General features: G+C 60.4%; 17 protein-coding genes. 12 read left to right on the top strand and 5 right to left on the bottom strand.

Going from position 1 to position 23,068, the window contains the following annotated elements; all coding sequences use genetic code 11:
• Positions 1 to 139: 139 nt before the first annotated feature.
• A complete protein-coding gene (locus B9Z01_RS29230; protein WP_085489043.1) occupies positions 140 to 880 on the bottom strand; it encodes a 3-ketoacyl-ACP reductase in 741 nt (246 codons plus the stop codon).
• A 384-nt stretch (positions 881 to 1,264) separates the two neighbouring features.
• Here B9Z01_RS29230 and B9Z01_RS29235 point away from each other — a divergent pair, with 384 nt between their 5' ends.
• Entirely contained in the window at positions 1,265 to 2,956 is a 1,692-nt protein-coding gene (locus B9Z01_RS29235; protein ID WP_085489044.1) for a Na/Pi cotransporter family protein, read from the top strand.
• A 351-nt stretch (positions 2,957 to 3,307) separates the two neighbouring features.
• Entirely contained in the window at positions 3,308 to 3,580 is a 273-nt protein-coding gene (locus B9Z01_RS29240; protein ID WP_085489100.1) for a hypothetical protein, read from the top strand.
• A 212-nt stretch (positions 3,581 to 3,792) separates the two neighbouring features.
• Here B9Z01_RS29240 and B9Z01_RS29245 read toward each other — a convergent pair whose 3' ends face one another.
• Both B9Z01_RS29245 and B9Z01_RS29250 read right to left on the bottom strand, forming a co-directional pair.
• Positions 3,793 to 4,188, bottom strand: coding sequence for a DUF3597 domain-containing protein (locus B9Z01_RS29245; RefSeq protein ID WP_085489045.1), 396 nt, complete (start codon positions 4,186 to 4,188; stop codon positions 3,793 to 3,795).
• Positions 4,189 to 4,325: 137 nt separating this feature from the next.
• Complete coding sequence (locus tag B9Z01_RS29250) at positions 4,326 to 5,420, bottom strand: porin (protein ID WP_085489046.1); 1,095 nt, start codon at positions 5,418 to 5,420, stop codon at positions 4,326 to 4,328.
• 1,069 nt (positions 5,421 to 6,489) lie between these two features.
• Between B9Z01_RS29250 and B9Z01_RS29255 the strand changes: the two genes are divergently transcribed.
• From B9Z01_RS29255 to B9Z01_RS29275, 5 genes are all read left to right on the top strand, one after another.
• Entirely contained in the window at positions 6,490 to 8,283 is a 1,794-nt protein-coding gene (locus tag B9Z01_RS29255) for a tannase/feruloyl esterase family alpha/beta hydrolase (protein WP_085489047.1), read from the top strand.
• 518 nt (positions 8,284 to 8,801) lie between these two features.
• Positions 8,802 to 10,163 carry an MFS transporter gene (locus B9Z01_RS29260; protein ID WP_085489048.1) on the top strand — a complete coding sequence of 454 codons (1,362 nt, stop codon included), beginning with the start codon at positions 8,802 to 8,804 and terminating at the stop codon, positions 10,161 to 10,163.
• 83 nt (positions 10,164 to 10,246) lie between these two features.
• Positions 10,247 to 11,272, top strand: coding sequence for an amidohydrolase family protein (locus B9Z01_RS29265; protein ID WP_085489049.1), 1,026 nt, complete (start codon positions 10,247 to 10,249; stop codon positions 11,270 to 11,272).
• Between the two features lie 2 nt (positions 11,273 to 11,274).
• On the top strand, positions 11,275 to 11,958 hold the full coding sequence (gene ligK, locus B9Z01_RS29270; protein ID WP_085489050.1) for a 4-carboxy-4-hydroxy-2-oxoadipate aldolase/oxaloacetate decarboxylase: 684 nt from the start codon (positions 11,275 to 11,277) through the stop codon (positions 11,956 to 11,958).
• A gap of 62 nt (positions 11,959 to 12,020) precedes the next feature.
• Entirely contained in the window at positions 12,021 to 12,680 is a 660-nt protein-coding gene (locus tag B9Z01_RS29275) for a substrate-binding domain-containing protein (protein WP_208626312.1), read from the top strand.
• 129 nt (positions 12,681 to 12,809) lie between these two features.
• On the opposite strand, the gene B9Z01_RS29280 is transcribed toward B9Z01_RS29275, so the two are convergent.
• Positions 12,810 to 13,856, bottom strand: a complete 1,047-nt coding sequence (locus B9Z01_RS29280) for an ATP-grasp fold amidoligase family protein (protein WP_208626298.1) — start codon at positions 13,854 to 13,856, stop codon at positions 12,810 to 12,812.
• A gap of 45 nt (positions 13,857 to 13,901) precedes the next feature.
• The gene (locus B9Z01_RS29285) at positions 13,902 to 14,834 is read right to left on the bottom strand and encodes a helix-turn-helix domain-containing protein (protein ID WP_208626300.1); all 933 of its coding nucleotides are present in this window, start codon (positions 14,832 to 14,834) and stop codon (positions 13,902 to 13,904) included.
• Positions 14,835 to 15,651: 817 nt separating this feature from the next.
• On the opposite strand from B9Z01_RS29285, the gene B9Z01_RS29290 reads away from it, so the two are divergent.
• The 5 genes from B9Z01_RS29290 to B9Z01_RS29310 all read left to right on the top strand — a co-directional run bounded on the left by B9Z01_RS29290 (position 15,652) and on the right by B9Z01_RS29310 (position 23,048).
• Positions 15,652 to 17,970 carry a polysaccharide biosynthesis tyrosine autokinase gene (locus tag B9Z01_RS29290; protein ID WP_208626303.1) on the top strand — a complete coding sequence of 773 codons (2,319 nt, stop codon included), beginning with the start codon at positions 15,652 to 15,654 and terminating at the stop codon, positions 17,968 to 17,970.
• 60 nt (positions 17,971 to 18,030) lie between these two features.
• Positions 18,031 to 19,146, top strand: coding sequence for a glycosyltransferase family 4 protein (locus tag B9Z01_RS29295; RefSeq protein ID WP_085489053.1), 1,116 nt, complete (start codon positions 18,031 to 18,033; stop codon positions 19,144 to 19,146).
• A 21-nt stretch (positions 19,147 to 19,167) separates the two neighbouring features.
• A complete protein-coding gene (locus tag B9Z01_RS29300; RefSeq protein WP_085489054.1) occupies positions 19,168 to 20,613 on the top strand; it encodes a hypothetical protein in 1,446 nt (481 codons plus the stop codon).
• 87 nt (positions 20,614 to 20,700) lie between these two features.
• Positions 20,701 to 21,711 carry a glycosyltransferase family 2 protein gene (locus tag B9Z01_RS29305; RefSeq protein ID WP_085489055.1) on the top strand — a complete coding sequence of 337 codons (1,011 nt, stop codon included), beginning with the start codon at positions 20,701 to 20,703 and terminating at the stop codon, positions 21,709 to 21,711.
• A 20-nt stretch (positions 21,712 to 21,731) separates the two neighbouring features.
• On the top strand, positions 21,732 to 23,048 hold the full coding sequence (locus B9Z01_RS29310; protein WP_085489103.1) for a lipopolysaccharide biosynthesis protein: 1,317 nt from the start codon (positions 21,732 to 21,734) through the stop codon (positions 23,046 to 23,048).
• Positions 23,049 to 23,068: the final 20 nt, after the last annotated feature.

The following is a 23,068-nucleotide window of genomic DNA, read 5'->3' on the forward strand; positions in this document are numbered from 1 at the left end:
TTCGCATGTGCTTCGCGAGGGAGGCTCGCTTTTCTGGCCATAAGCTCACTGACGCGGCCGGCTCACGCCGGGCCAACCCGAGAAAATGTCCATGGCAGTGGAATGCGGTAGCGCCGCGCAGAGCGCGGCGCCGTTCCCGCTAACTCATATGGAGACCGCCGTTCAACGAGAAATCCGCACCCGTCGCAAAACCGGCGTTATCCGATGCGATCCACGCAACGATCGATGCGATTTCCTCCGGCGTGCCGAGGCGCTTGACCGGAATACTCTCGACGATCTTCGCGAGCACCTCAGGCTTCACCGCGCGCACCATGTCGGTGCCGATATAGCCGGGCGACACGGTGTTGACCGTCACGCCCTTGGTCGCGACTTCCTGGGCGAGCGACATCGTGAAGCCGTGAATACCGGCTTTGGCGGTGGAGTAGTTGGTTTGCCCGAACTGGCCTTTCTGGCCGTTGACCGACGAGATGTTGACAATACGCCCGAAGCCTCGCTCGACCATTCCTTCGATGACCTGCTTGGTCACGTTGAACAGACTCGTGAGATTGGTATCGATCACCGCGTTCCAGTCCTCGTGCGTCATTTTGCGGAATACGCCGTCGCGCGTAATACCCGCGTTATTGACCAGCACGTCGACTTCGCCGACCTCTTTCTTGACCTTTTCGAACGCCTTTACAGTGGATTCCCAATCCGCGACGTTACCTTCCGAGGCGATGAAGTTATAACCTAGCGCTTTTTGTTCTTCGAGCCATCGGGTCTTGCGTGCCGAGTTCGGGCCGCAGCCCGCGATGACCGTGTAATTTTCCTTGTGCAGGCGCTGGCAGATTGCGGTACCGATACCGCCCATTCCGCCGGTTACGTAGGCAATACGATTTGCCATAAGTCCTCCTTCTTTCTGGGGTGGTTTGCAGCGAGTCGATACGGAGGATGGGGTATTATTGGCACCCGCTTGCAGGCGGCACGATGGGCATTTTTACCTAGGGGTTAACTGCCAATCGGACCTTCAACCGAACGGTCGATCCGGGTTGCGACGCGGGCTGCCAATCCGGTATGCGAAATGGGTTGTAACGCGGGTTGCGAGGCGGGTTGTGAAGCGGTTTGCGAAGCGGACGCGGCAGGATCGCCGCCCGGCCTTGCCATGACTTTACGCAGATTGCGTAGTGAATGTTTCGGCTTTGCTGCTGACGCGTGAAAAGACCGATGGAGTTGCTGCACGTCACTCGTCAGACATCGCGCATTCGCTTCATCACAAAGGCACAGCAGGATGACTGATTACCTGGCAGACATCGAGCCGCTCAGGCTGAACCTGGTTGGAATATTCGGGTTGTTGATCGGCGGTCTCGCTCTTTTTCTGCTTGGTCTCGAGTTCATGACCGGCGGCTTGAAGGCGATTGCCGGATCGAGACTGCAGGCGATGCTCGGTGTGCTGACCGCGAGCCGGTTTCGCGGCGTGGCGGCCGGCGCTGTCGTGACCGCCTTGCTCAATTCGTCGACGATCACGACGGTGCTGATGGTCGGCTTCGTGTCAGCCGGATTGATGACGCTGACCCAGGCCGTGCCGATGATCATGGGCGCGAACATCGGCTCGACCATCACCGCGCAGATCATTGCGTTCGACGTATCGCGGCTCACGCCATTCATGCTCGCAGCCGGCTTCATGCTGCACGCGTTCGGCACGCGCGAACTGCTGCGCCAGATCGGCCGCGTGGTTCTCGGGCTCGGCCTGCTCTTCATGGGCATCCAGCTGATGGGCGACGCAACGCACCCGCTGCGCACGTTCCAGCCGTTCATCGACGCGATGCAGGACATGCGCAATCCGCTCGTCGGCATCGTGGTGGGCGCGGTGTTCACCGCGATCGTGCAAAGCTCGGCGGCGACGCTCGCCATCGTGATCGCGTTGAGCGGGCAAGGATTGATGCCGCTCGAGGCTGCGATCACGCTGATTCTCGGCGCGAAGGTCGGCACCTGCGGCACGGCGTTGCTGGCGTCGATCGGCAAGACGCCCGAAGCGGTGCAGGTGGGCGTCGTACATCTGGTTTTCAATCTGCTTGGCGTGGCGGTCGGGATTTTCGTCATCCCGCAGATGGCGGATCTCGTTCGCATCATCTCGCCGTCGTATCCGGAGCTGCAAGGCGCGGCGCGGCTCGCGGCGGAAGCGCCGCGTCAGGTGGCGAACGCCCACACGATATTCAGCGTGGTGAGCACGCTGGTGCTGATCTGGTTTACCGGGCCCATTGCGCGAATTGCGCAACTCATCGTGCCGACGCGCGCGCAGTCGGTCAAACGGGCAGGCGATCCGCTTTATCTCGACGAGTCGTCGCTCACGGTGCCTTCGCTTGGACTGCAGCGCGTGCGTATCGAACTCACGCGGCTCGGCGAACAGGTGCTCGATATCGTGCGGCGCGGCTCGCAGATGGTTTCAACCGGCACGATGGAAGAGATCAATCTTATGCTGGATCAGGACAAGGAAACCGACCGGCTTGCATTGGAGATTCTTCACTACATCGGCCGGCTCTCGCAGGTCCAGCACTCGGAGAACGAAGGTCAGCAGATGGTCGGTTTCACGCAGGTCGCGAGCAACCTCGAGAGCATCAGCGGCATCATTAGCACTACGCTCATCACAGTGGGCCAGCAAAGACTGACGCAGCAGATCGATATCGTTCGCCTGCGCGATGTGGCGACCGCGCAATTCGGAGAGGCCGTGATCCACAATCTCGAACGGGCGATTCGCACGATCGGTGAGCCCGATTCCAAAGAAATCACGAAGGTCATCGAGGCGAAGAGCGAAATTGAGAGGCTGGCTACGATCGCGCGTCAGGTCGTGCTTGCCAAGCTTCAGCTCGCGGATAAGACCGACGTGGTGGCTTTCCGGCTGGCAATGGATCTGATCGAGCAGGGCCGGCAGATCACACAGTATGCGCGCGCGATTGCGAAGAATATGGAAGCGCTTCGCTAGGCGCCGGAGCAAGGTCAACGATTGTCAGATGTTCGATGAATTGCCGGTAACCGCACTGACGGCCGCATGGCCCCAGCGATAAACTGCTCTCGTGTCATGATAATGACACTCTTTAATGGAGAGTTGTTCTTGCCCGCCTTCCCCTGTGCGGGCTTTTTTCTTTTTATCCGTATTGCCGTACGCGCAGCGTCGATTATCGAATAACTAGCATGACGCGATGACACGGCTATTGTGCGGTCGCGCACCATAGCTTGCACAATACGCAACACCTGGCATGATTTAACACACCTCCCGCTCAGAATTTGATAGCCTGTGTTGTGGCAGAGCATTGAACTCAAGGAGGGCTTCACCATGATGAGGTGGCTTGCTAACTGGGCTTCACAACATGCTCCTACTCCCGAGAAACAGGCCGAGCGGGCGTTAAACAACTTACGCATGGAACTGTTTCAAGCCGAGCAGCTTGTGCTCGATGCGCAACTGCGCGCCGATTATTATCGGGCTCGCCTAACGTTTCTCGAAGAAGTCACGAGAAAAGGCATTGAACAGGTGTCGGACGAGCGCAAAGCTCCGCAGGAATCCACACAGCCATTGAGACCGGGACTCAAGCTCACCGCGGCGCAATAGCCGCGTTGGTCTCCAGGTCAGTTTTCACTCACAGCAGTTTCGAACGCCCTGCGCCAGTGCGCAGGGTGTGGGTGATTACGCGGCCGCTTGCCGGCTGATGCACGGGCAACGTTCATTAATAACGTTCCGTGAGCGACGTTTCATGAGCGGCCGCGTTTCATATTGCCCGGCCTGCTGTTTCCATCGGGCAATCGAGCCTGAATGACGAACGTTTAATTCGCCAGATCGGGCGGCAGCTTGCCGCCGTTTGCCGCGAGCGCCTGCATGACCTGCTTGTGCAGCCAGATGTTCATGCTCGCGGAGTCGTTCATATCCCCGCTGTATTTCAATTCCTGCGCGAGCTGCTTGCGATGGTCGAGGCTGCTGTCGATGCCGAGCGCTTTCATCGTGTCGACAATCGAGGTGCGCCAGTTCAGCGTCTGCCCGCTTTCGCTGACGAGCTGATCCATGACGGCGGCCACGTCGACGTCGGCGAGCGGCGCGGGCGCTGCGTCAGGCGTTGCGGCCTGCGCGGCGGCCGGGTCAGGAGTCGGGTCCGCCGCGGGGGGAGTTTGGTCCGGCTTTGCCTTGCCGAACAGTTTGTGCACGATGTCACCAAAAATACTCATTTCCAGATTCTCCGCAGATGAAGGACAAATGCGAGCGCGTGGCGCTCGCAGGACATGCCTTCACTATGCTACGCGATCCGCGGAGGTGGCGAACGTCAAATTTTGTCAGTCTTTGTTATCGTGCCGTCAGCGCGTATTCAGAAGCGCGTATGCAAACCCACGCGCGCGACAGCCTGGGTTTGGCCGCTCGACGCGCCATCGGCGCTATTCATGCCGTTGACTTGCGCGAAGCCGCCCGAACTGGCGCGCTGATAAAGGCCGAGCACATAGACGCTCGTGCGCTTCGACAGCGAGTAGTCGACAATGGCTGCGACCTGATGGGCATGATTGTTGTCGACGACCGAATTGCCCTTCATGTACATATACGATGCCCCTGTGGCGAGCGCTGGTGTGATGCGATACTGCGCGCCGACCGAGCCTTCATAAACCGAAGCGCCGTTCGCGGAGTTGTGCACGGTCGTGAAGAGCGCATTCGTGAACCATGCGCCGAACCTGTAGTGGGCGCCGATACCCCAGTTGCGCACGCTCACTTGCGGCGAACCGGCGGTGTAGTACTTGATGTTCGTGTAAGCGGCGTTCGCGCCGAACGAGTTCGCTGCGTAATTGAGCGCGAAGCTTGTCGAATTGCCCGCGCCGACGGAGCCCGTTACGTTGCCGAAGCCGTACATGGCGCCCGCGCTGAAGCCGTTGAATACCGGCGTCACGTATTTGACCGAGTTGGCGATACGCTCGCCAGCCATGCGGTCCCAGTCGAATGCGCCGGTCGGGTTCTGCGGCAGATCCAGCTTCTGGAACGGGCCAGCGCGGAATGCGTAGAAGTGACCGGAAATCTCGGCGGGATCGTTGCCGCCGAAATAGAGCGCGTCCGTCATGAAGTCGTACTGATTACCCAGCGTGAGCTTACCGGCGCGATCGTTGACGAGCCCCACCAGCGACGTGCGGCTGAACAGGCTCGCATTGGGCATGAATTGTCCGTTGTCCACCTGAAACTGGTTCACGAGTTCGAAGATGGCCTTGGTGCCGCCACCCAGATCTTCCACGCCCCTCATACCCCACAGGTTCGGACCGTTGACGCCGTCGTCCATCTTGACGGTGTGATTGCCCGACTGGTTGCTCACATACGTCACGCCCGTGTCGATGAGGCCGAAGAGGGTGATGCTGCTCTGGGCATACACTGCCGTCGACATCAAGGCGCCCGCAAAAATAGCGAGCGCGATTTGCGTTTTTTTCATCGAGATGATCTCCTTTTTTGTTTAGTCATGCGAACTGACGTGGTTTTGTAATGAGTGAGGTGTTGGCCGGTCACGGAGATCTCTGGTCGTCCTCGTGATGCGGCGAACGTCGGCATTGCTGGATCGATGTCCGGGTAGTGCGCGACTCGCAGGCCCGTTGATAAGAAACAAAGGGCGACTGCTGAACGGGGCTCAATATAGTCGGCGCGAAGTTCCTGAGGAAGTAGTGTGAAAAGGCCGGGGAGCGGATTGGATTGGATGTTGCGCTGTCAGAAATGACGGGGTTTACGCGGACTGCCGAAATTGCACGGGTGTCGCGCTATTTCCCCGTATTCGTTGCAGATCATTGAAAAATAAAAGTTTTATCTCTGCGTGCCTTGCGGGCGGCGTCTGCCTCGCGCAAAGACGGCGCTGAAATTTTGTCGGGATGTGGAAGATCTTCGGGATGGGCCGATAAATAAAAGAGAAAGCTCTTTGGGCCATTTCGCAACGCGGCTTTGAATAGCGTTGGGTCCACGCCACAGCGCGGCGATGCTTGTCATCAATAACCTTCTTCCCGGCGCGAGTGAGAGCACGACGGTCACCAGAATAGGAATAGAAGCGATCCTTTCGCGACCTCCGTGCGAAGCATTTCAATTTCTTTCTTTTCGCATCTAAAAAAATTATTGCGTGCCGTTGCGCCGATCACTGACCGCAATGGGATCCGGCATATGCGTGAATGCATCCGCCCTTGTGCGGTGGGCTTGTGCGCTCGGTCGAGCGCGATCGGGGTGTGCCAGTCGACGCGGCATTGGTCCGTTCATATCGCTGATCCCTGTGGTTAACCCGCGATTTCCCCTCATTCACGGTCTGGCTAACGTCGCGTCAAAACCCGGCAGGCACGTGCAACAGCATTGTCGGAGCAGACGAGACGCTTTTAAGAACCGAAGTATTAAAGGAGGAGAGGTGAATCCATGAAGATGAACAGGAAATGCGTCACTCAGTGCTGGGATGCAATGCGTTTTGCGCACACACGTCCGGTTCCACGGCTCGAAATACTCGATAGAGAAAACAACGCAGGAGAACAAGTATGAGAACACTGCATTCTCTCAATCCTCTCGCACGTATCAAGGCACGTGCGGCTTCGCTGCTGACGCTATTGAGCATTTGCGCGACGGCCGCGATTGTCGCCGCATGTGGCGGGGGAAGCGGTAGCGGCAGCAGCGGCGGCAGCAGTAGCGGCGGCAGTCCTGCTTACACGCCGCTCTCGGTTGTGGCGCCGGTCGTCGATTGCTCGAAACTTGCTTCGATCGATATCACGGATATTGGCGGCGCGGGCAGTGCGATCACGTCGGCTACCGTAACCAACGCCACGGTCAATGGCGCGACGGTGGCCTTCTGCACGGTGAAAGGCACACTCGCACCGTCGAACACGTTCGAAGTCGCACTGCCTGTCAGCACGTGGACGCAGCGTTTCGCGGAACTGGGCTGCGGCGGTCTGTGCGGCAACCTGAGCGACCCGACCCAGCAAAGCTCGTTCAGCTTCAGCTATACCTGCCCGCTCGTGCAGCACGGCGGCTTCGTGACGGCGGCGACCGACATGGGGCACTCGGGCCAGGATTCGAGCTGGACCACGGACCCGCAAAAGGCCGCCGACTTCGCGTATCGCGGCCAGCACATCACGACGCTCGCCGCGAAGAAGCTCATCAAGGCCTATTACGGTCAGACGCAGAAGTACTCGTACTTCATCGGCTGCTCCGACGGTGGCCGCGAGGCGCTGATGGCTGCTCAGCGTTACCCGGCCGACTACAACGGTATCGTTGCGGGTGCACCGGCCGCGCATTTCCAGATCCAGAACTCGCTGTATCACGGCTGGAGCGTGAAGTCGCAGAGCACGACCGGCACGAGCGCGGGCAATGCGGTGCTCTATGCCGACAAGGCCGAAGTGCTGCACAAGGCCGTCATCGCGGCTTGCGGTGGCGGCAGCGGCGCGGCCGACGGCCTGATCGCCGATCCGCGTACTTGCCATTTCGATCCGGCGACGATCCAGTGCGCGAACAATGCGACGAGCACCAGCGACTGTCTGAGCGCGGCGGAAGTCACGACCGCGAAGAACATCTTCAACGGTCCTACCGATGCGACGACCGGCGAACGCATGCTGGCCGGCTCGCCGCAATACGGTTCGGAAGCGAACTGGATCGGCGTCGAAGTGCCGAACTCGAATTCGACGGACGCACCGGTTTCGGTGACGAAGCTGTTCAGCTATTCGATCGTGACCGGCGCCTACAACCTGATCTTCACCGGTTCGCCGACGATGCCGACGATCGACACTTTCGGCTATCAGGACGCGAGCTTCTATCCGGCGTATCTGAAGGCGAATCATCCGCTCAACGATGCGACGAGTCCCGACCTGTCCGCTTTCCAGGCCGCCGGCGGCAAGCTGATTCTGTGGCACGGCTGGGCTGACCAGCACATCTCGCCGCTCTTCACGATCCAGTACTACGAAGCGATGCAGAACACGATGGGCGCGGCGAACGTGAGCCAGTTTGCGCGGCTGTATCTCGTGCCCGGCGTGGCTCACTGCGGCGGCGGCGAAGGCTTCCCGAACATCGATCTGGTGTCGAAGATCACGGACTGGGTCGAACAGGTCCAGGCGCCGGATGCCGTCATGACGTATCAGACCGATTCGTCGAACAACGTGACGGCGTCGCGTCCGGTCTATCCGTACCCGGCAGTCGCGAAGTACACCGGTTCCGGCGACTGGCACGACGGCGCGAACTACACGCAGGGCGCGCCGCTCTACACCGCGTCGACGGCTGCATGGGCTGGCTCGAGCTTCTACGCGCCTTATACGGCGGCGACGCAGGGGGTTGCCGCGCCGTAAGCGGATCGGCGGCAATCGACCCACGTGGCCGGCCCTGCCAGGCTGGCTCGTTTCCCGGGCGGAATGACTGTTGTCACGGTCATTCCGCTTTTTCGTTCGGACTCCAGATTTGCGGCGCAATGCCGAAGATCGGAAAACTCGGCGCCTCACGCCGCTGTTCTATGCGACTTCGTTCCCACGTCATCTGTTCTGTTTATGAGGGTGCGCGCCGGTGGGCGTTGAAAAGCCCTGCTTTCAGGGGCCTTCTGATTACCTCCGGTGCTTATCCAGAAAGGCTTCGCGCGAATGCGCATGGTGACGCCGGGGCTATGCGGAACGACGAAAATGCGGATACTGGCTTCGGTCCTATGGTTAACCCGCGCTTTGGGACTCGAATAGCAAAAAGCTACCTTCACGCCAGTTGCTCGAGCAGGGTGCGCGAGGGCTCATCGATATGACCGTTACGGGATCAACGAAGCGTGCAAAGCCATGCGCTTTGACCGCGCGATAAGACCAATGAAGGAGACAGGAGAGTTCAGATGACGAATGGAAATACAGGCGGTAAAAGAATTGATATCAAGGCGTTTATCGACGAGCGGCCGATTTCGCTCTACCAGTGGCTGCTGGTAGCGCTGTGCTTTCTGATCGTGACCGCCGACGGCATGGACGTCGCGATCATGGGGTTCGTCGCGCCATCCATCATTCACGACTGGGCGATTTCGCGTCCCGCATTCGGGCTCGTGATGAGCGCGGCGCCGATCGGTCTCGTGATCGGCGCATTGGCGGCAGGTCCCGCGTCGGACCGCATTGGCCGCAAGTGGGTGCTGATTACGTCGGTGTTCCTGTTCGGCGTGTTCACGATTGCTACCGCATTCACGCAATCGCCGATGGAGATGGCGACGTTGCGCCTGTTGACCGGCATCGGTCTTGGCGCCGCGATGCCGAACTCGACGACGCTGCTCTCCGAGTACGCACCGCAGCGCAAGCGCGCGTTGCTTATCACGGTGATGTTCACCGGCTTCAATCTCGGCTCGGCATTGATCGGCTTTGCGGCCGGCTGGCTGATTCCGGTTCATGGCTGGCGTTCGGTGCTGATTTTCGGCGGTGCGTTGCCGCTCGTGCTGATTCCGTTCCAGATCTGGCTGCTGCCTGAATCGGCCCGTCTGCTCGCGGTGCGCGGTGCGCCGTCGCAGCGTATCGGCGCGGTGCTCGGCCGCGTGTGCGGTGTGCGTTTCGCCGGTGACGAAGTGTTCGTTTCCAACGAGCCGCCGCTGCCCACACGCAAGCCGATCGGTGTGCTGTTCTCGCAAGGCTATGGCTCGATGACGATTGCGCTGTGGGTCACGTATTTCATGGGGCTGCTCGTGATCTATCTGCTGACGGGCTGGCTGCCGACGCTGATGAAGGATGCGGGGCTCTCCGTCACGAGCGCGGCGAACATCACGGCGATGTTCCAGATCGGCGGCACGATCGGCGCGATTCTCGTCGGCTGGATCATGGACCGCACACGTCCGGCGCCGGTGATCAGCGCGGCGTATGTCGGCGGCGCTCTGTGCGTGCTCGCGCTCGGCTATATCGGCGCGCTGTCTTCGTCGCTGGCGTTGCTCGTGTTTGCCGCGGGCTTCTGCATGAGCGGCGCGCAAACCGGCCTGAACGCATTTGCGCCCGGTCGTTATCCGACCGTTGCGCGCGCCACCGGCGTGAGCTGGATGCTCGGCATGGGCCGCTTCGGCAGCATCTTCGGCTCGGCGATCGGCGGTGCGCTGCTCGGCCTCGGCTGGCAATTCGGCGCGATTCTCGTCATGCTCGCCATCCCCGCTGCACTGGCCGCCATCGCCATCCTGGTGAGTCAGCGCGTGGGCGGCGGCGAGGCGGCGGTTCAACCGAATATCGCGCACTAACGAAACGCGGGAACGAAACGCGGGAACGCGGCGCGCGAGTTTCACGCGCGCCGCGGGTCAAATCCATTTTCTGAGGAATCACGGTGATCATCGACATTCACGGCCACTACACCACCGCGCCGAAAGCGTTGGAGACGTGGCGTAACCGCCAGATCGCAGGGATCGGGAATCCATCCGCGATGCCCAAAGTATCGGAATTGCAGATCAGCGATGACGAACTGCGCGAGTCGATCGAGAGCAACCAGTTGAAGCTCATGCGCGAGCGAGGCCTCGATCTGACGATCTTTAGTCCGCGCGCGAGCTTCATGGCGCATCACATCGGCGACGCGCGGATTTCGGCGACGTGGGCCGCCATCTGCAACGAATTGTGTTATCGCGTGAACCAGCTGTTTCCCGGGCATTTCGTGCCGGCCGCGATGCTGCCGCAAAGCCCGGGCGTGGAGACGGCCACCTGCATTCCCGAACTGGTCAAATGCGTCGAGCAGTACGGCAATGTCGCGATCAATCTGAATCCCGATCCGTCGGGCGGCCACTGGGCGAGTCCGCCGCTGTCCGACCGCTACTGGTATCCGATCTACGAGAAGATGGTCGAGTACGACATTCCGGCGATGATTCACGTGAGCACGAGCTGCAATGCGTGCTTCCACACCACCGGTGCGCACTATCTGAATGCGGATACGACCGCGTTCATGCAATGCCTGACGTCGGATCTATTCCGTGATTTTCCGACGCTGCGTTTCGTGATTCCACACGGTGGCGGCGCGGTGCCGTACCACTGGGGACGTTTCCGTGGACTCGCGCAGGAGCTGAAAAAGCCTCTGCTGAAGGACCATCTGCTCAACAACGTTTTCTTCGACACCTGCGTCTACCATCAGCCGGGTATCGATCTGCTGACACGTGTGATTCCCGTGGACAACATCCTGTTCGCGAGCGAAATGATCGGCGCGGTGCGTGGCATCGATCCGGAGACGGGCCACTATTTCGACGATACGAAGCGCTATATCGAAGCGGCGCACGTCGACGCGCAGGAGCGTCACAAGATCTATGAAGGAAATGCGCGGCGCGTTTATCCGCGCCTCGACGCATTGCTCAAATCGAAGGGGTTGTAATCATGTATGAACTTGGAGTCGTCTATCGCAACATCGAGCGCGCGGATGCTGACGTGGCAGGAAAACTCGGTGCGTTCGGCTCGGCAACCGTGCATGAGGCCATGGGGCGCACGGGCCTTCTGAAGCCCTACATGCGTCCGATCTATGCCGGCGCGCGCGCAAGCGGCACGGCGGTCACGGTGCTGCTGCAACCGGGCGACAACTGGATGCTGCACGTCGCGGCCGAACAGATCAGACCGGGCGATGTCGTCGTTGCGGGCGTCACAGCGGATTGCACCGACGGTTACTTCGGCGACCTGCTCGCGACGAGCTTCAAGGCGCGCGGCGCGCGCGCGCTGATTATCGACGCCGGCGTGCGCGATGTGAGCGTGCTGACTGAAATGAATTTCCCGGTCTGGAGCAAGGCGATCTCCGCGAAAGGCACGGTCAAGGCGACGCTCGGTTCGGTGAATATTCCCGTCGTGTGCGCGGGCGCGCTCGTCATGCCGGGCGACGTCGTCGTCGCGGATGACGACGGTGTGGCCGTCGTGCCCGCGGCATCGGCGCAGGCGGTGCTCGAAAAGGCAGCTGCGCGCGAAGCCAACGAAAGCGAAAAGCGCGCGAAACTCGCCTCCGGCGTGCTGGGTCTCGACATGTACAACATGCGTGCTCCGCTCGAGCAGGCCGGACTGCGCTACAAGGACTGAAGCGCGTGGTTGGCGTAAGGAGCGGGCACAGCGCGCGCGAGCCGGTCACCGGCATTTCGTCGATGGCTACGCGACAGGTGCTGGCCGAACTCGGGGCGTTATACGAGCGCCGCACGGGGCAGCCGGTGACGATCGAATCGGTTGGGGGTGTCGATGCAGCACGACGTGTTCAGGATGGCGAAGCATTCGACATCGTCGTGCTCGCCGCGGATGCGATCGGGCTGCTCGCGACCGCGGGCTACGTCGATCCGGCGAGCCGGGTTGAGCTTGCGCGCTCGGGTATCGCAGCCGCGGTGGCGGCCGGGGAGCCGCATCCTGACATCAGCACCGAAGCCGCGTTGCGTGCGGCGATTCTTGGCGCGCGCAGCATTGGCTATTCGACGGGGCCGAGCGGCGCCCATCTGAGCAAATTGTTCGAACGCTGGGGCATTGCGCAGAGTATTGCCTCACGTACCGTGAAAGCGCCGCCTGGCGTGCCGGTGGGCGCGCTGGTCGCACGCGGAGAGGTGGCGTTTGGCTTTCAGCAGTTGAGTGAGCTGATTCATCTGCCGGGTATCGACGTGCTCGGTGCGATGCCGGACAGCGTTCAGTCCACGACGACTTTTACCGCGGCGATCTGCACGGCGGCGCGTCAGCGTGAAGCCGCGCAGGCATTGCTGTCGTTTCTGATTTCGCGCGATGCCGATAGCTCAAAGGTGGCAAATGGTATGACGCCGGCCTGACAGGTGAGAGCCTGTCAGGCCGTTTTTCAGCTTGCTTGTCGGCCCGACCGCCAGTCCATGCGCCGTGGCCGCGAGACTTGCGTGGAAGACAACGCCAACGCGTCAACGCGCTATCCGTCATCTTCGATCTCACGCGAGCAGCTTGCCCCACTCGTAGTCGATGATGTCCGGCGTAAAGGGCAGCACGCCCGCGCCGGGCGTAAACGTCAACTCGCCGAAATAGACCTTGTCGTCCGGCGCATACAGATCGACGCGCACGTAGTCGAAGTCTTCGCACAACCGGGCCGCGACGTCCAGAACGGCCTGCAGATTTCGCGGGCGAGGGGCGGGCGCCGCACTGCGTTTGTAGGGGCCGATGGCGATGCCGAGATGATTCCATTCGGCGTCGTACACGTCGCCATGTGTCGCGTCGCCGAATCTGTCCGATATCACGAGGATATAGATGATCGGCCGCCCGGGCCGGCCGCCGAAGCAGTGCAGCTTGAAATCGGCGGGTATCTGGCCGCGCTGGTCCAGCAGCAGTTGCTCGAAGAAGATGCGCGGCTCGATCATTCGGTAATGCCGCTCACGCGCAATGTAGTAGAAGTCGGTAGCGAGCCATTGCTCGGCGCGCGCCCGCAATGTCTCGAAAGACGTTTCCGATTTGTCCCTCACGATTTCAACGAAGCTGCTGCCGTGATTGGCTTTCATGACGAAAGCATCGGGCAGCGCATCGAAGACTTCGGGCGTAAACGCATCGGGCACCGCGATCAGCGGTATCAAATGCTTCTCGCCGATCTTTGCCGCGATGTACTCGCGCACCAGAATCTTGTCGGTCAGGCAGATATAGCGGGGATCGGGCCTGAGATTGCGTTGCAGGATCTTTTCATTGAAGGTGACGGGATGAATGAGATTCGGATAGCGGCCAATGCATTTGTGATGCAGCAGACTCAGGAAGATCGAGTCGGGCAGTAGCTGTTTCGCCGCCTCCTTGATCCTTCTCGCTCTGGACTGCGGCTGCGACGGCGGGTGCAAGTGATCGTGCGCAGGCGGCCACGCGTGCTCGCCGGGTACAGCGTCGGATTCAACGCTAGCCCCGGTGTCAGCCCCCGCGCCAGCGGCCCATTCGCGCGCCCCGCATTGCGCCGCGGACACTGCATCTTCTTCATCGAACCCGGCGGATTTCGTGCTCGGCATGTTCTCACCCCTGGGCGATCGAGTCGCGAAGTCGTCCTTGGCGCATCAAAGAACCTCGGAAGTCTGCCGCAGCATTCCGGTTGCAATACCCCAGCTTTCCTCCGGTGTCAGCCACTGCTGTTCGGACTTCACATGCTGTTGCGCGCGAAACTGCGTCGGCGACATGCCGTACCGTTCCTTGAAGAGTCGCCCGAGACGATTGCCGTCGCCCATTCCACACCGGCGCGCGATCTTGTCGACCGGCAAATCGGTGCTCTTCAACATGGAGCGCACGATCTCAAAGCGGGTACGCAGCAGATATTCGAGCGGCGTCATGCCGAATTCGCCTTTGAAGCGGCGCTGAAAATTGCGCTTGCTCATTGCAACGGATTCGGCGGCCTGGGCGACCGAGATGGCGTTGCTATAGTTCTCCTTGATCCAGCGCGCCGATTCGCGAATCTTTTCGGCCGTGGTCGTGATGTTGGCATCGTCCAGTTCGGAGCGGCTCTTTTCGACGTAGCCCGTTTGCAGAACGCTGGCGATCCTTCGGGCCATGTCGGAGTTGATGTCGCGTTCTATCTGCGCTATCGCGAGGTCGGTCGGCGTGACAGTGCTGGGGGTTCGCTCGGCGTCGCCGCCGTCGTCGAAGAGAAATACCGGCACGGTCGATTGCAGCGGGTCGTTGCAGACCACCGCCAGATTCGCGCCCTGCTGTATTCTGGACGACGCAATGGACCCCTGCAGCGCGATCCAAGACAGAAAGCGGTCATTGGATTCAGTCATCTCCGTGACGTCGCGGCACGCGACGAAGAATGCGTGGAAATCGGCGAGACAATACTGCCCGAGGCTTTGCGTCCAGATCGAAATACCCGATGAACTGGTTACGAGGCCGCCGCCGTCCGACAACACGGAGAATCGATAGGACGGTTCCTCGCCGGCCGACCTTCTGAACTCGTTGGCAAGGTGGAAAGCATCGCCGATCGCGCCGGTGCTTGCCATTGAACAATCCTGAAAGACGAAAAGACCAATGTGCTTCATCACGCGTGGTTCTCCTGACAGGAAAATCTACGCATTGAGAGTAGCGCATCGAAATGGACGCGACGAGCTTGGCTGGCATGCGCGGGTGTTTTGGCGTAATCGACATGGTCGAAGAAATTCTTACCTCGTGATTCCTTCAAATGCGTTCTATTACCAGTTTATTCAGTGAAGTTTTTTCCCATTCAATTCCTCGGATTTTCGCGATCGACGTTGTGCTCGAAGCGCCAAACGCTGCATGCAGCAATGGATACGGCGATAACTCCAATAAGCGCACCATTCTCCGCACGTAAACCGTGCATTGCGCGTTCTGTCGCGATGTTTATGGGGGTCTGTATAAATCTGTTACACCAATTGCAGACGGCAACAACGCTTTCCGATCTCGCTGGCGCCTGTAAAACGCTCTACACATTCGGCCAATAACACCCGAATTTATGCCCGAGCCGATTGCGCACTTCTTTTGCGGGCTATGCTTCACTGCAACATCTCAGAGAGAAATGGTCGATCGCGTATCGGGGAATTGGGACTCCGCATTTTGAATCCGCGAGAAGAACGATCAGCAATACAGTAGTGGACCGCAGTGGACAAGCAATAGCTATGTAGCCTTCCGTTGTTCGAGAGGTCCCGAACACGGTTCCCCGACCTAACCCGACCCAGCACGTCGCTTCGCCGTGCTGCCGGCCAATTCAGAGCCTGCCTGGCCGGCGGCGGCGTCGTCGCGACGTGGCGACGCAGAGTGGTTATCGACCGCTCTGCCCATCAACCTGCAAGGATCAGACCGGTGGATTACTACCCGCAAAATTCGCTTTATCCCGCTGTCGATTCGGAGCGCAGACAGCTCAGTGCACGCGGGATGCTCACGCTGATGCGCGATCACGTCTGGGAGATCGTCGTGACGACGGTCGTCGTCCTGACCCTGGCCGTGGCGTATCTTCTCATTGCATCGCCGATCTATTCCGCCGACGTGATCGTGCGAGTGGATCCGCCGGAGCCGAACGCGCTCGGCCTCGCTTTGCAGAACCAGGAAATGCTGCCGGCACCGGCGCCGTCGCCCGTGACGGAGGCGGCCGTGATGGAGAGCCGCTCGGTTCTGCAACCAGTCATCGACCAATTCCACTTCGACGTCTCGGTGACGCCGCACAAGATTCCGATACTCGGCGACATCGCGGAGAAATTCGCGACGCCGGGCGAGCCCGCGAGACCGTGGCTGGGTTTGACGTCGTTCGCGTGGGGCGGGGAGCGCGTGCAGATCGACTCGCTGGATGTGCCGCGCGCACTCGAGGAGGAAAAGCTGACGCTCGTCGCTCTCGAGAACGGTGCGTACGAGTTGCAAGGTCCATCCGGCGAGGTTCTGCTTCGGGGCACGGTGGGCGTAGCGGCCAAAGGGGATGGCGTGTCGATGCTCGTGAAGGAGCTGGCCGCGCGGCCGGGCACGAAATTCGAAGTGATCCGCTGGAACGATCTCGACGCAACCCGGCGCTTCCTGAATCTCATCAAGGTGGGCGACAAGGTCAAGGACTCGGGCCTGCTGCAGATCCAGTATCGCGACAAGAGTCCGGATAAAGCCGCTGCCGTCGCCAACGCGCTGGGGCAGCAATATCTGGCGTCCGCGATTGCGAGCCGGCAGCTCAACGATACGAAAACGCTCGCATTCATTAACGGCGAACTGCCGCGTCTGCTCGCGGATCTGCGAAAGACCGAAGAGTCGCTGAAGAATTTCCGTGCGAGTTCGCAGTCGATGGAGCCGACGAACGAGGCACAAGCTTATTTGCAGGGCGGCCTCGATCTCGACAAGCAGATCGCGACGCTGCAATTGCAGCGCACGCAATTGCTCGAGCGTTATACCGAAGGAAGCCGCTGGGTACAGAACGTCGATGAGCAGATTACACAATTGAAAGAAGCGAAGGCGAAATTCGACAACCATTTCAATGGCATGCCGGCGTCGGAACGCGAGAGCGTCGATCTGATCCGTGCGCAGAAGGTTGCGGAAACGATTTATCTCGGCATGGTTCAGAAGGCCGAGCAATTGCAGGTTCGGCGCGCCAGCACGACGGGCGGCGCGCACATTCTCGATCAGGCGATCAGGCCGCATCGCCCAGTCATGCCCCAGCCGGTACTCGTGTTGGGTGGCGGGCTGGTACTGGGCATCGTGTCCGGCGTCGTGCTGGTCTTCATGCGCCGCCACGTGATGATCGGCGTGACCGATCCGAGATACGTCGAGCGTCGCATGAGTGTGCCGGTGTTCGGCGAGATCCTGTTCAGTCAGCAGCAGCTATTGATCGATCGCAACGCCACGAGCACGGGGCGCAAATCGCTGCCTGCCGCGACCGCCCGAGCCAATCCGCCATTGCAGCCAAGCATGCTGGACATGCAGTTCAACGCCGGCATGGACAACAGAATTCTCGCCGCGCGCTTTCCGCACGATACGTCGGTCGAAGCGCTGCGCGGCGTGCGTACCGCGCTGGCACGCGATCTGGCGCACGCGCGCAACAACATCGCCATGATCATCGGGCCGACGCCTTCAGCCGGGAAGAGTTTCGTTGCCGCGAATCTCGCGATTCTGCACGCGGAGGTCGGCGCGCGCGTCGTGCTGATCGATGCTGATATGCGGCGCGGTCATCTCGCATCGCTATTCAACGAGAGCAATCGCGGCGGTCTCTCCGAAGTACTTTCTGAGCGGATGCCGCTGCGCAGTGCATTGCGCCCGACCGGCATCGACGGATTGACTTTCCTGTCATGCGGCGCGCGGCCCGAGAACCCCGCCGCGCTGCTGATGAAGCCGCGTTTAAAGGAAGTACTGGAGCGGCTTTCGGGCCAGTTCGATCTGGTGATTATCGACACGCCGCCATTTCTCGCCGTCACCGACGCGTCGATCGTTGCGAACGAGGCCGGCATTTCGTTGCTCGTGTTGCGCTCGGGCATGCAGAGCGAAGAGGAAATCGAGGACACGATCAGGAAGATGGAGCGTGCGGAAGGGCGTATTTCGGGCGCCGTTTTCAACGGCATTCCACTGCGCCGAAGCACGAAGAAATACGACTACGAGACGAACTATGCCAGCGATTTCGGCGAGGCCGAGATGGGGCATCGGGCGGCGCACTGACCCGGGGGCTGGACCGGGCTGGGCGGAACACACTCGCGACGGTGTTAAACGGAGAGGCTGATGGCTTTTGCAATCAACGGAAAGTTTACTTCGCAGCCCATTACGGGGGTTCAACGCGTCGCGTATGAGCTGACGAGAGCCATGCAGATGTATGCGACGCCAGGCGGCGAACTCGAGGTGTTCGTGCCGCCGAACGTTGTCGCGCCCGGCGCGCTGCTCAAGAAGCAACGGCGCTTTCCGTGGCTGCGTGGCACGCTGTGGGAGCAGATCACGCTGCCGATTGCGGCACGCGGAACGACGCTGCTGAATTTGTGCAATACGAATCCGCTTTTCAAGCGCGGGCAGATCGTCATGGTTCACGACATGGCGGTTTATGACGTCCCGCACGGCTTCTCCAGAAAATTCCGCCTCTGGTATCGCCTCTGTTTCGCGCTGTTGCCGCACACGCATCCGCTGATCCTGACGGTGTCGACGTTCTCGAAGATGCGTATCTGTCACCACCTGAAGATCGATCCATCGCGAGTGAAAGTCGTGACGCCGGGCGCGGACCATCTCGATCGGATCGTGTCGGATCCCAAGGTGCTGGAGCGTTTCGAATTGACTAAGGACACATACTGCGTGATCGTCGGCAGCCTCGATCCGCGCAAGAACCTGCATCGCGTTCTCGATGCGATCGAGAAGCTCGAACATCTGCGAGCGGTCAGATTCGTCGTTGTGGGAGGCAAGAATCCGCGTGTCTTCAACAGCGATGGAACCGGGCATCCAGTGCATTCGAGCCGGATCACATGGGCGGGTTTTGTGTCGGACGCCGAATTGAAAGCGCTGTACGAGAACGCGGGCTGCCTTGTTTTCCCGTCGCTATACGAAGGATTCGGCCTGCCGCCTCTCGAAGCGATGTACTGCGGCTGCCCGGTCATTGCATCGGCGCGTACGTCGATACCGGAAGCGTGCGGCGATGCCGCGATGTATTGCGAAGCGACTTCAGCAGACGACATCGCGGCGAAGATCACGCAGATGATGAGCGACGCGAACCTCCGGCGCGAATACCGGGCAGCGGGGCGATTGCATGCCCGCGAATTCCGCTGGGAACATTCGGCACAGAAAGTGCTTGAGCTCCTCTACGGCCGTGCCGGCGAGCGGCTACCCGAGCTGGCGCCGAGCGCGTCGGCGAGCTGATGCACGTGGACGGGCACCGGAATGGATCGCGTCAAAACCCGTGCAGGCAGAAGGCGTGCATTGCGCACGCTCGGCGCATTGGCGGCGGGTGCAGCGTTGCCGCTGTCGCGTGTGGAGCCCGCGTTTGCGCTGATACCGGATGTGCAGCCTCGGCATGCACGTGATCGCATGATGACGGACCTGATCGGCACGAACGGTTGGGCGGGATCGGCGGCCGACATCGAGATGTGGCGCGCAATGGGCATCAGTTGGGGGCGGGGCTCGGTGGGGCCTGGCCAGCCTGATGGCCCCAGCGAGACCATGCGCGTCGACCGGACCGGCGTCGCCTTCGACAGCGATCTGCAGTCGGTGCTGGTTCGAAACGAGCGCAATGGAATCGGTTCGCTGTTGCTGCTCGGCTATACGCCGAGGTGGAACGCGAGTGTGCCGGGTGACACCAATTCAGCGCCCGTGGATGTCGACGCATGGAAGCAATATGTCGACGCGGTGGTTCGGAAGTATTCCGCGCCGCCTTATAACCTGCGCTATTTCCAGATCTGGAACGAGGCGGCTGGAAAGTTGTCGGGTGGGTTGCCGCAAGCCACGTTCTGGCATGGCCCGGACTTCAGTCAGGACGAAAAGCGTTCGAAGCCGTACGAGCGCGCCATGCAGGATTACGTCGAGAGAATTCATATTCCGGCGGCGCGCATCATTCGCCGTTACCACGCGTATGTGGTTTATGGCGGCTGGCCCGATCAGGGCGGCCTCGAGAACTTCCAGCGCTGGCTGGAGTACCGCAGTCCGGTATTGAACGAGCGAATGCTCGATTGGGTCGACTACATCGATACGCACTATCTCGCCGTTGCCGATCTCGATTCGCTGTATCAGCAGTACGTGAAGGACGGTCCTGCGCGCGGCATCTGGCAAACGGAGATCGGCGACGAATACATGAAGGATCCGCATTATTTGCCGCGCTATTTCTTCGAGTTCGCAGTGTGGGCACTCGCGAGGAATTGGGACGATCCGAACAAGTATCTGTCGATGATCTATCACTGGGATGGCTATGAACCTTTCCGTCTGACGCATCGCGGGCCGCCCGCGCGAACTTACAACGTATCGGGCCGCAGTCTGATCGTGCTTCGTGAGACCGCGAGCGGCCGACTCGGCGGATTTTCAAAGCCGCTGCAGTTGGGCACGGGCGTTGCGGCAAGTGCATTGCTTTCCGGCGACGATCTGGTGATGCAGGTCAGCGCGAGTGCGGGCTGGCAAACCGTCGCAATTGGCGGTCTTGGCGCCGCGCGTTCGCGTGTGACACGGGTCGAATTTATCGATGCACTCACTGGCAACGCGAGTGCGCCGGACGATCTTGCATCGAGCTGGGAAAACGGCCAGATGAAAGTGCGCTTCAAAGTACCTGACCAGGTCAACGGTGCCGGCAACAATCCGCCGAAGCACCTGGCTTATCTGGTCGTGCGCCATGCCGCGTAGGAGTGGCTTGTGGCGCAGCCGTATGTCGTGCGTATGACGGCCGCCGGGCGCCGGCGGGCCGAACCTGACAGATAGCATTGAGACATCATGAAACACGTCACCATTGCGATATGCAATTACAACTACGAGCGCTATCTGGCTGCGGCAATCGACTCGGCGCTTGCGCAGGTCTATCCGGCAACGAACGTCATGGTCGTCGACGATGGTTCGACCGACGGCTCCCGCGCGATCATGGAACGCTATGGCAATCGTATTTCAGCCGTTTTCAAGGCGAATGGCGGTCAGGTTTCGGCCTACAACCACGCAATCGCCTTGCTGGAAACGGAGTACGTGATCTTTCTCGATTCGGACGACGTGTTGTATCCCGACGCAGTCTCCGAAGTGATGCGCGTGTTCGATGATGGCGAATGGTCGAAGGTGCAATTCCGCCTCGACGTGATGGACGGCGAGGGCGTCTCGACCGGCGCGTACGTGCCGCACAGCGAGCCGCCTCACGACTGCGCGAGGCTATTGGAGGGCGGCTGGCTCTATCCGTCCCCGCCCGCCTCGGGTAATGCTTACCGTGTGAATGCGCTCAGGCAGATCTTTCCGGTTCCCGAAGAAGGTGTCAATCGCTATGGCGCGGACTTTTATGCGATCTATGGCGTTGCGCTGACCGGGCCGATTGCCACCGTGCCGAAGTCCCTGGGGGGCTATCGCGTGCATAACGCGGGCAGCGAAACGGTGTCGTTCGCGAACTCCGAGCAACTCACCAAGGCGCCACGGGCGTTCAACATGCGATGGGCGATATTGAGGAATATCGCAAAAGACCGGCTGGAAATAGAGCTTCCGCCGACCTTTCAGGACTTCTCTCACGAGAAGGCGACGTTCTGTTCGAACCTCTACCACGCGAAATTTTTTACACGCTGGCGCTGGATGATCCGCGATTCGCGCAGTTATCTGCATACGATTGTCGCGAATCCATTCTGGAGTCTGAAGAAAAAGCTCGGAACGCTCGTGCTTTCGAGCCTGTGCCTCGTGCCTTACTCGCCGCTGTCCGACTTCGCCGTGCGCTATATCGCCAACCCGCTAGCGCGCCGACGCGTGGCGGGGCGTTGAAGATGGGCAAGGAGAGCGGCATGAATAGACGGGCGAGCGCCAATGTAGTCGCGTTTGTTTACGGCGGGTATCTGATGAGGTACGTGTACCTCATCATCGTCGTGCCGTTTTACGGCAGGGTTCTGGGCGTGGCCGAATACGGGCGGGTGCTCGCGTCGATGTCGCTGATGAACGTGATCTGGATGCTCGTGAGCTATGGATTCACTTTCGTTGGCATGCGCGAAGTCTCGAAAGCGCAGTCGGCGGAGGAATGCAATGCGATCTATTCGTTGCACGTCAGCGCGCGACTCCTGCTGGCTCTGCTTGGCGGGGTCATCGGCGTCGTGGCGACGATGAGTTCGCCGGTATTGTCGGAGCGGCCGCTAATCGGCTTGCTTGCAACGTTGCTCGGTGTCGTGTCGGCGCTGAATCTCGGCTGGCTGTTTCAGGGCCGTCAGTACTTTCGCACCCCGATCATGATCGAGGTGTTCGGCTTTGCATTGAGCCTCGTGCTGGTGCTGAGTCTCGTCAGAGGACCCAACGACGCGGTTTGGGTATTGGCGAGTCTGCTGATTTCCGGCATCGCGTCGTCGATCATTTCATATGGATTGACGACGTGGCAACTGGGCTGGCCGCGTTTGAGGCTCGCGGGCGTCATGCCTCTCCTGCGAAGCTCGACGATGCTGTTCTGCTATTCGTCCGGCTCCGTGGTGTTCACGGCGTCGTCGACCTATCTGCTGACATTGTTGTCCACGCCCGCACAGGTGGGCTATTTCGGTGCAGCAGAGCGCTTTGTGACTATCGGACTCAGCCTGATGGGGCCCGCTTCGCAGGTGTTCATTCCGACGATATCGCGGCAACTCGCACATGGCGACAAGGAGGGCGCACACGTTACGACGCGTCGCGGCGCCATGTTGCTGCTCGGCTACGGCTTGCTGGTGTTTTGCGGTGCATTGACGCTTTCGCCTTTCATATTGCCGCTCATTCTGGGGCCCGCATTCGAACCGAGTGCTCACGTGCTTCAGGTGTTTGCGTGGATGTTTCCGTTCGCGGCCTTCAATGAATTCGTTGCGTTCTACGTATTCGTGCCGCGCAGGAAAGACAGGTTGCTCGCCGTTGTCGGCGTGATGTCGGGGCTCGCCAACCTTGCCGCCGCGCTCGTGCTTGCGCCGCGATACGGCGCGATGGGCATGGCAAGTGCTCGGGTAATCGGCGAGGCGACGTTGGCCGTGATCCTGATGGGCGTGATGATCCGCCTTGAACTGATTGGCCTGCTTCCGGGCGCCGAGCGCGCTCTGGAACGGGTTCGGATCGCATGCGGCTTTCGCGCGCAGGCGCGTGCCGGAAAGGACGATTGAAGCAGTGAACGGGTGTTTGG

The organism is Paraburkholderia susongensis (genome assembly GCF_900177725.1).
GTDB classification, from domain to species: Bacteria; Pseudomonadota; Gammaproteobacteria; order Burkholderiales; family Burkholderiaceae; genus Paraburkholderia; species Paraburkholderia susongensis.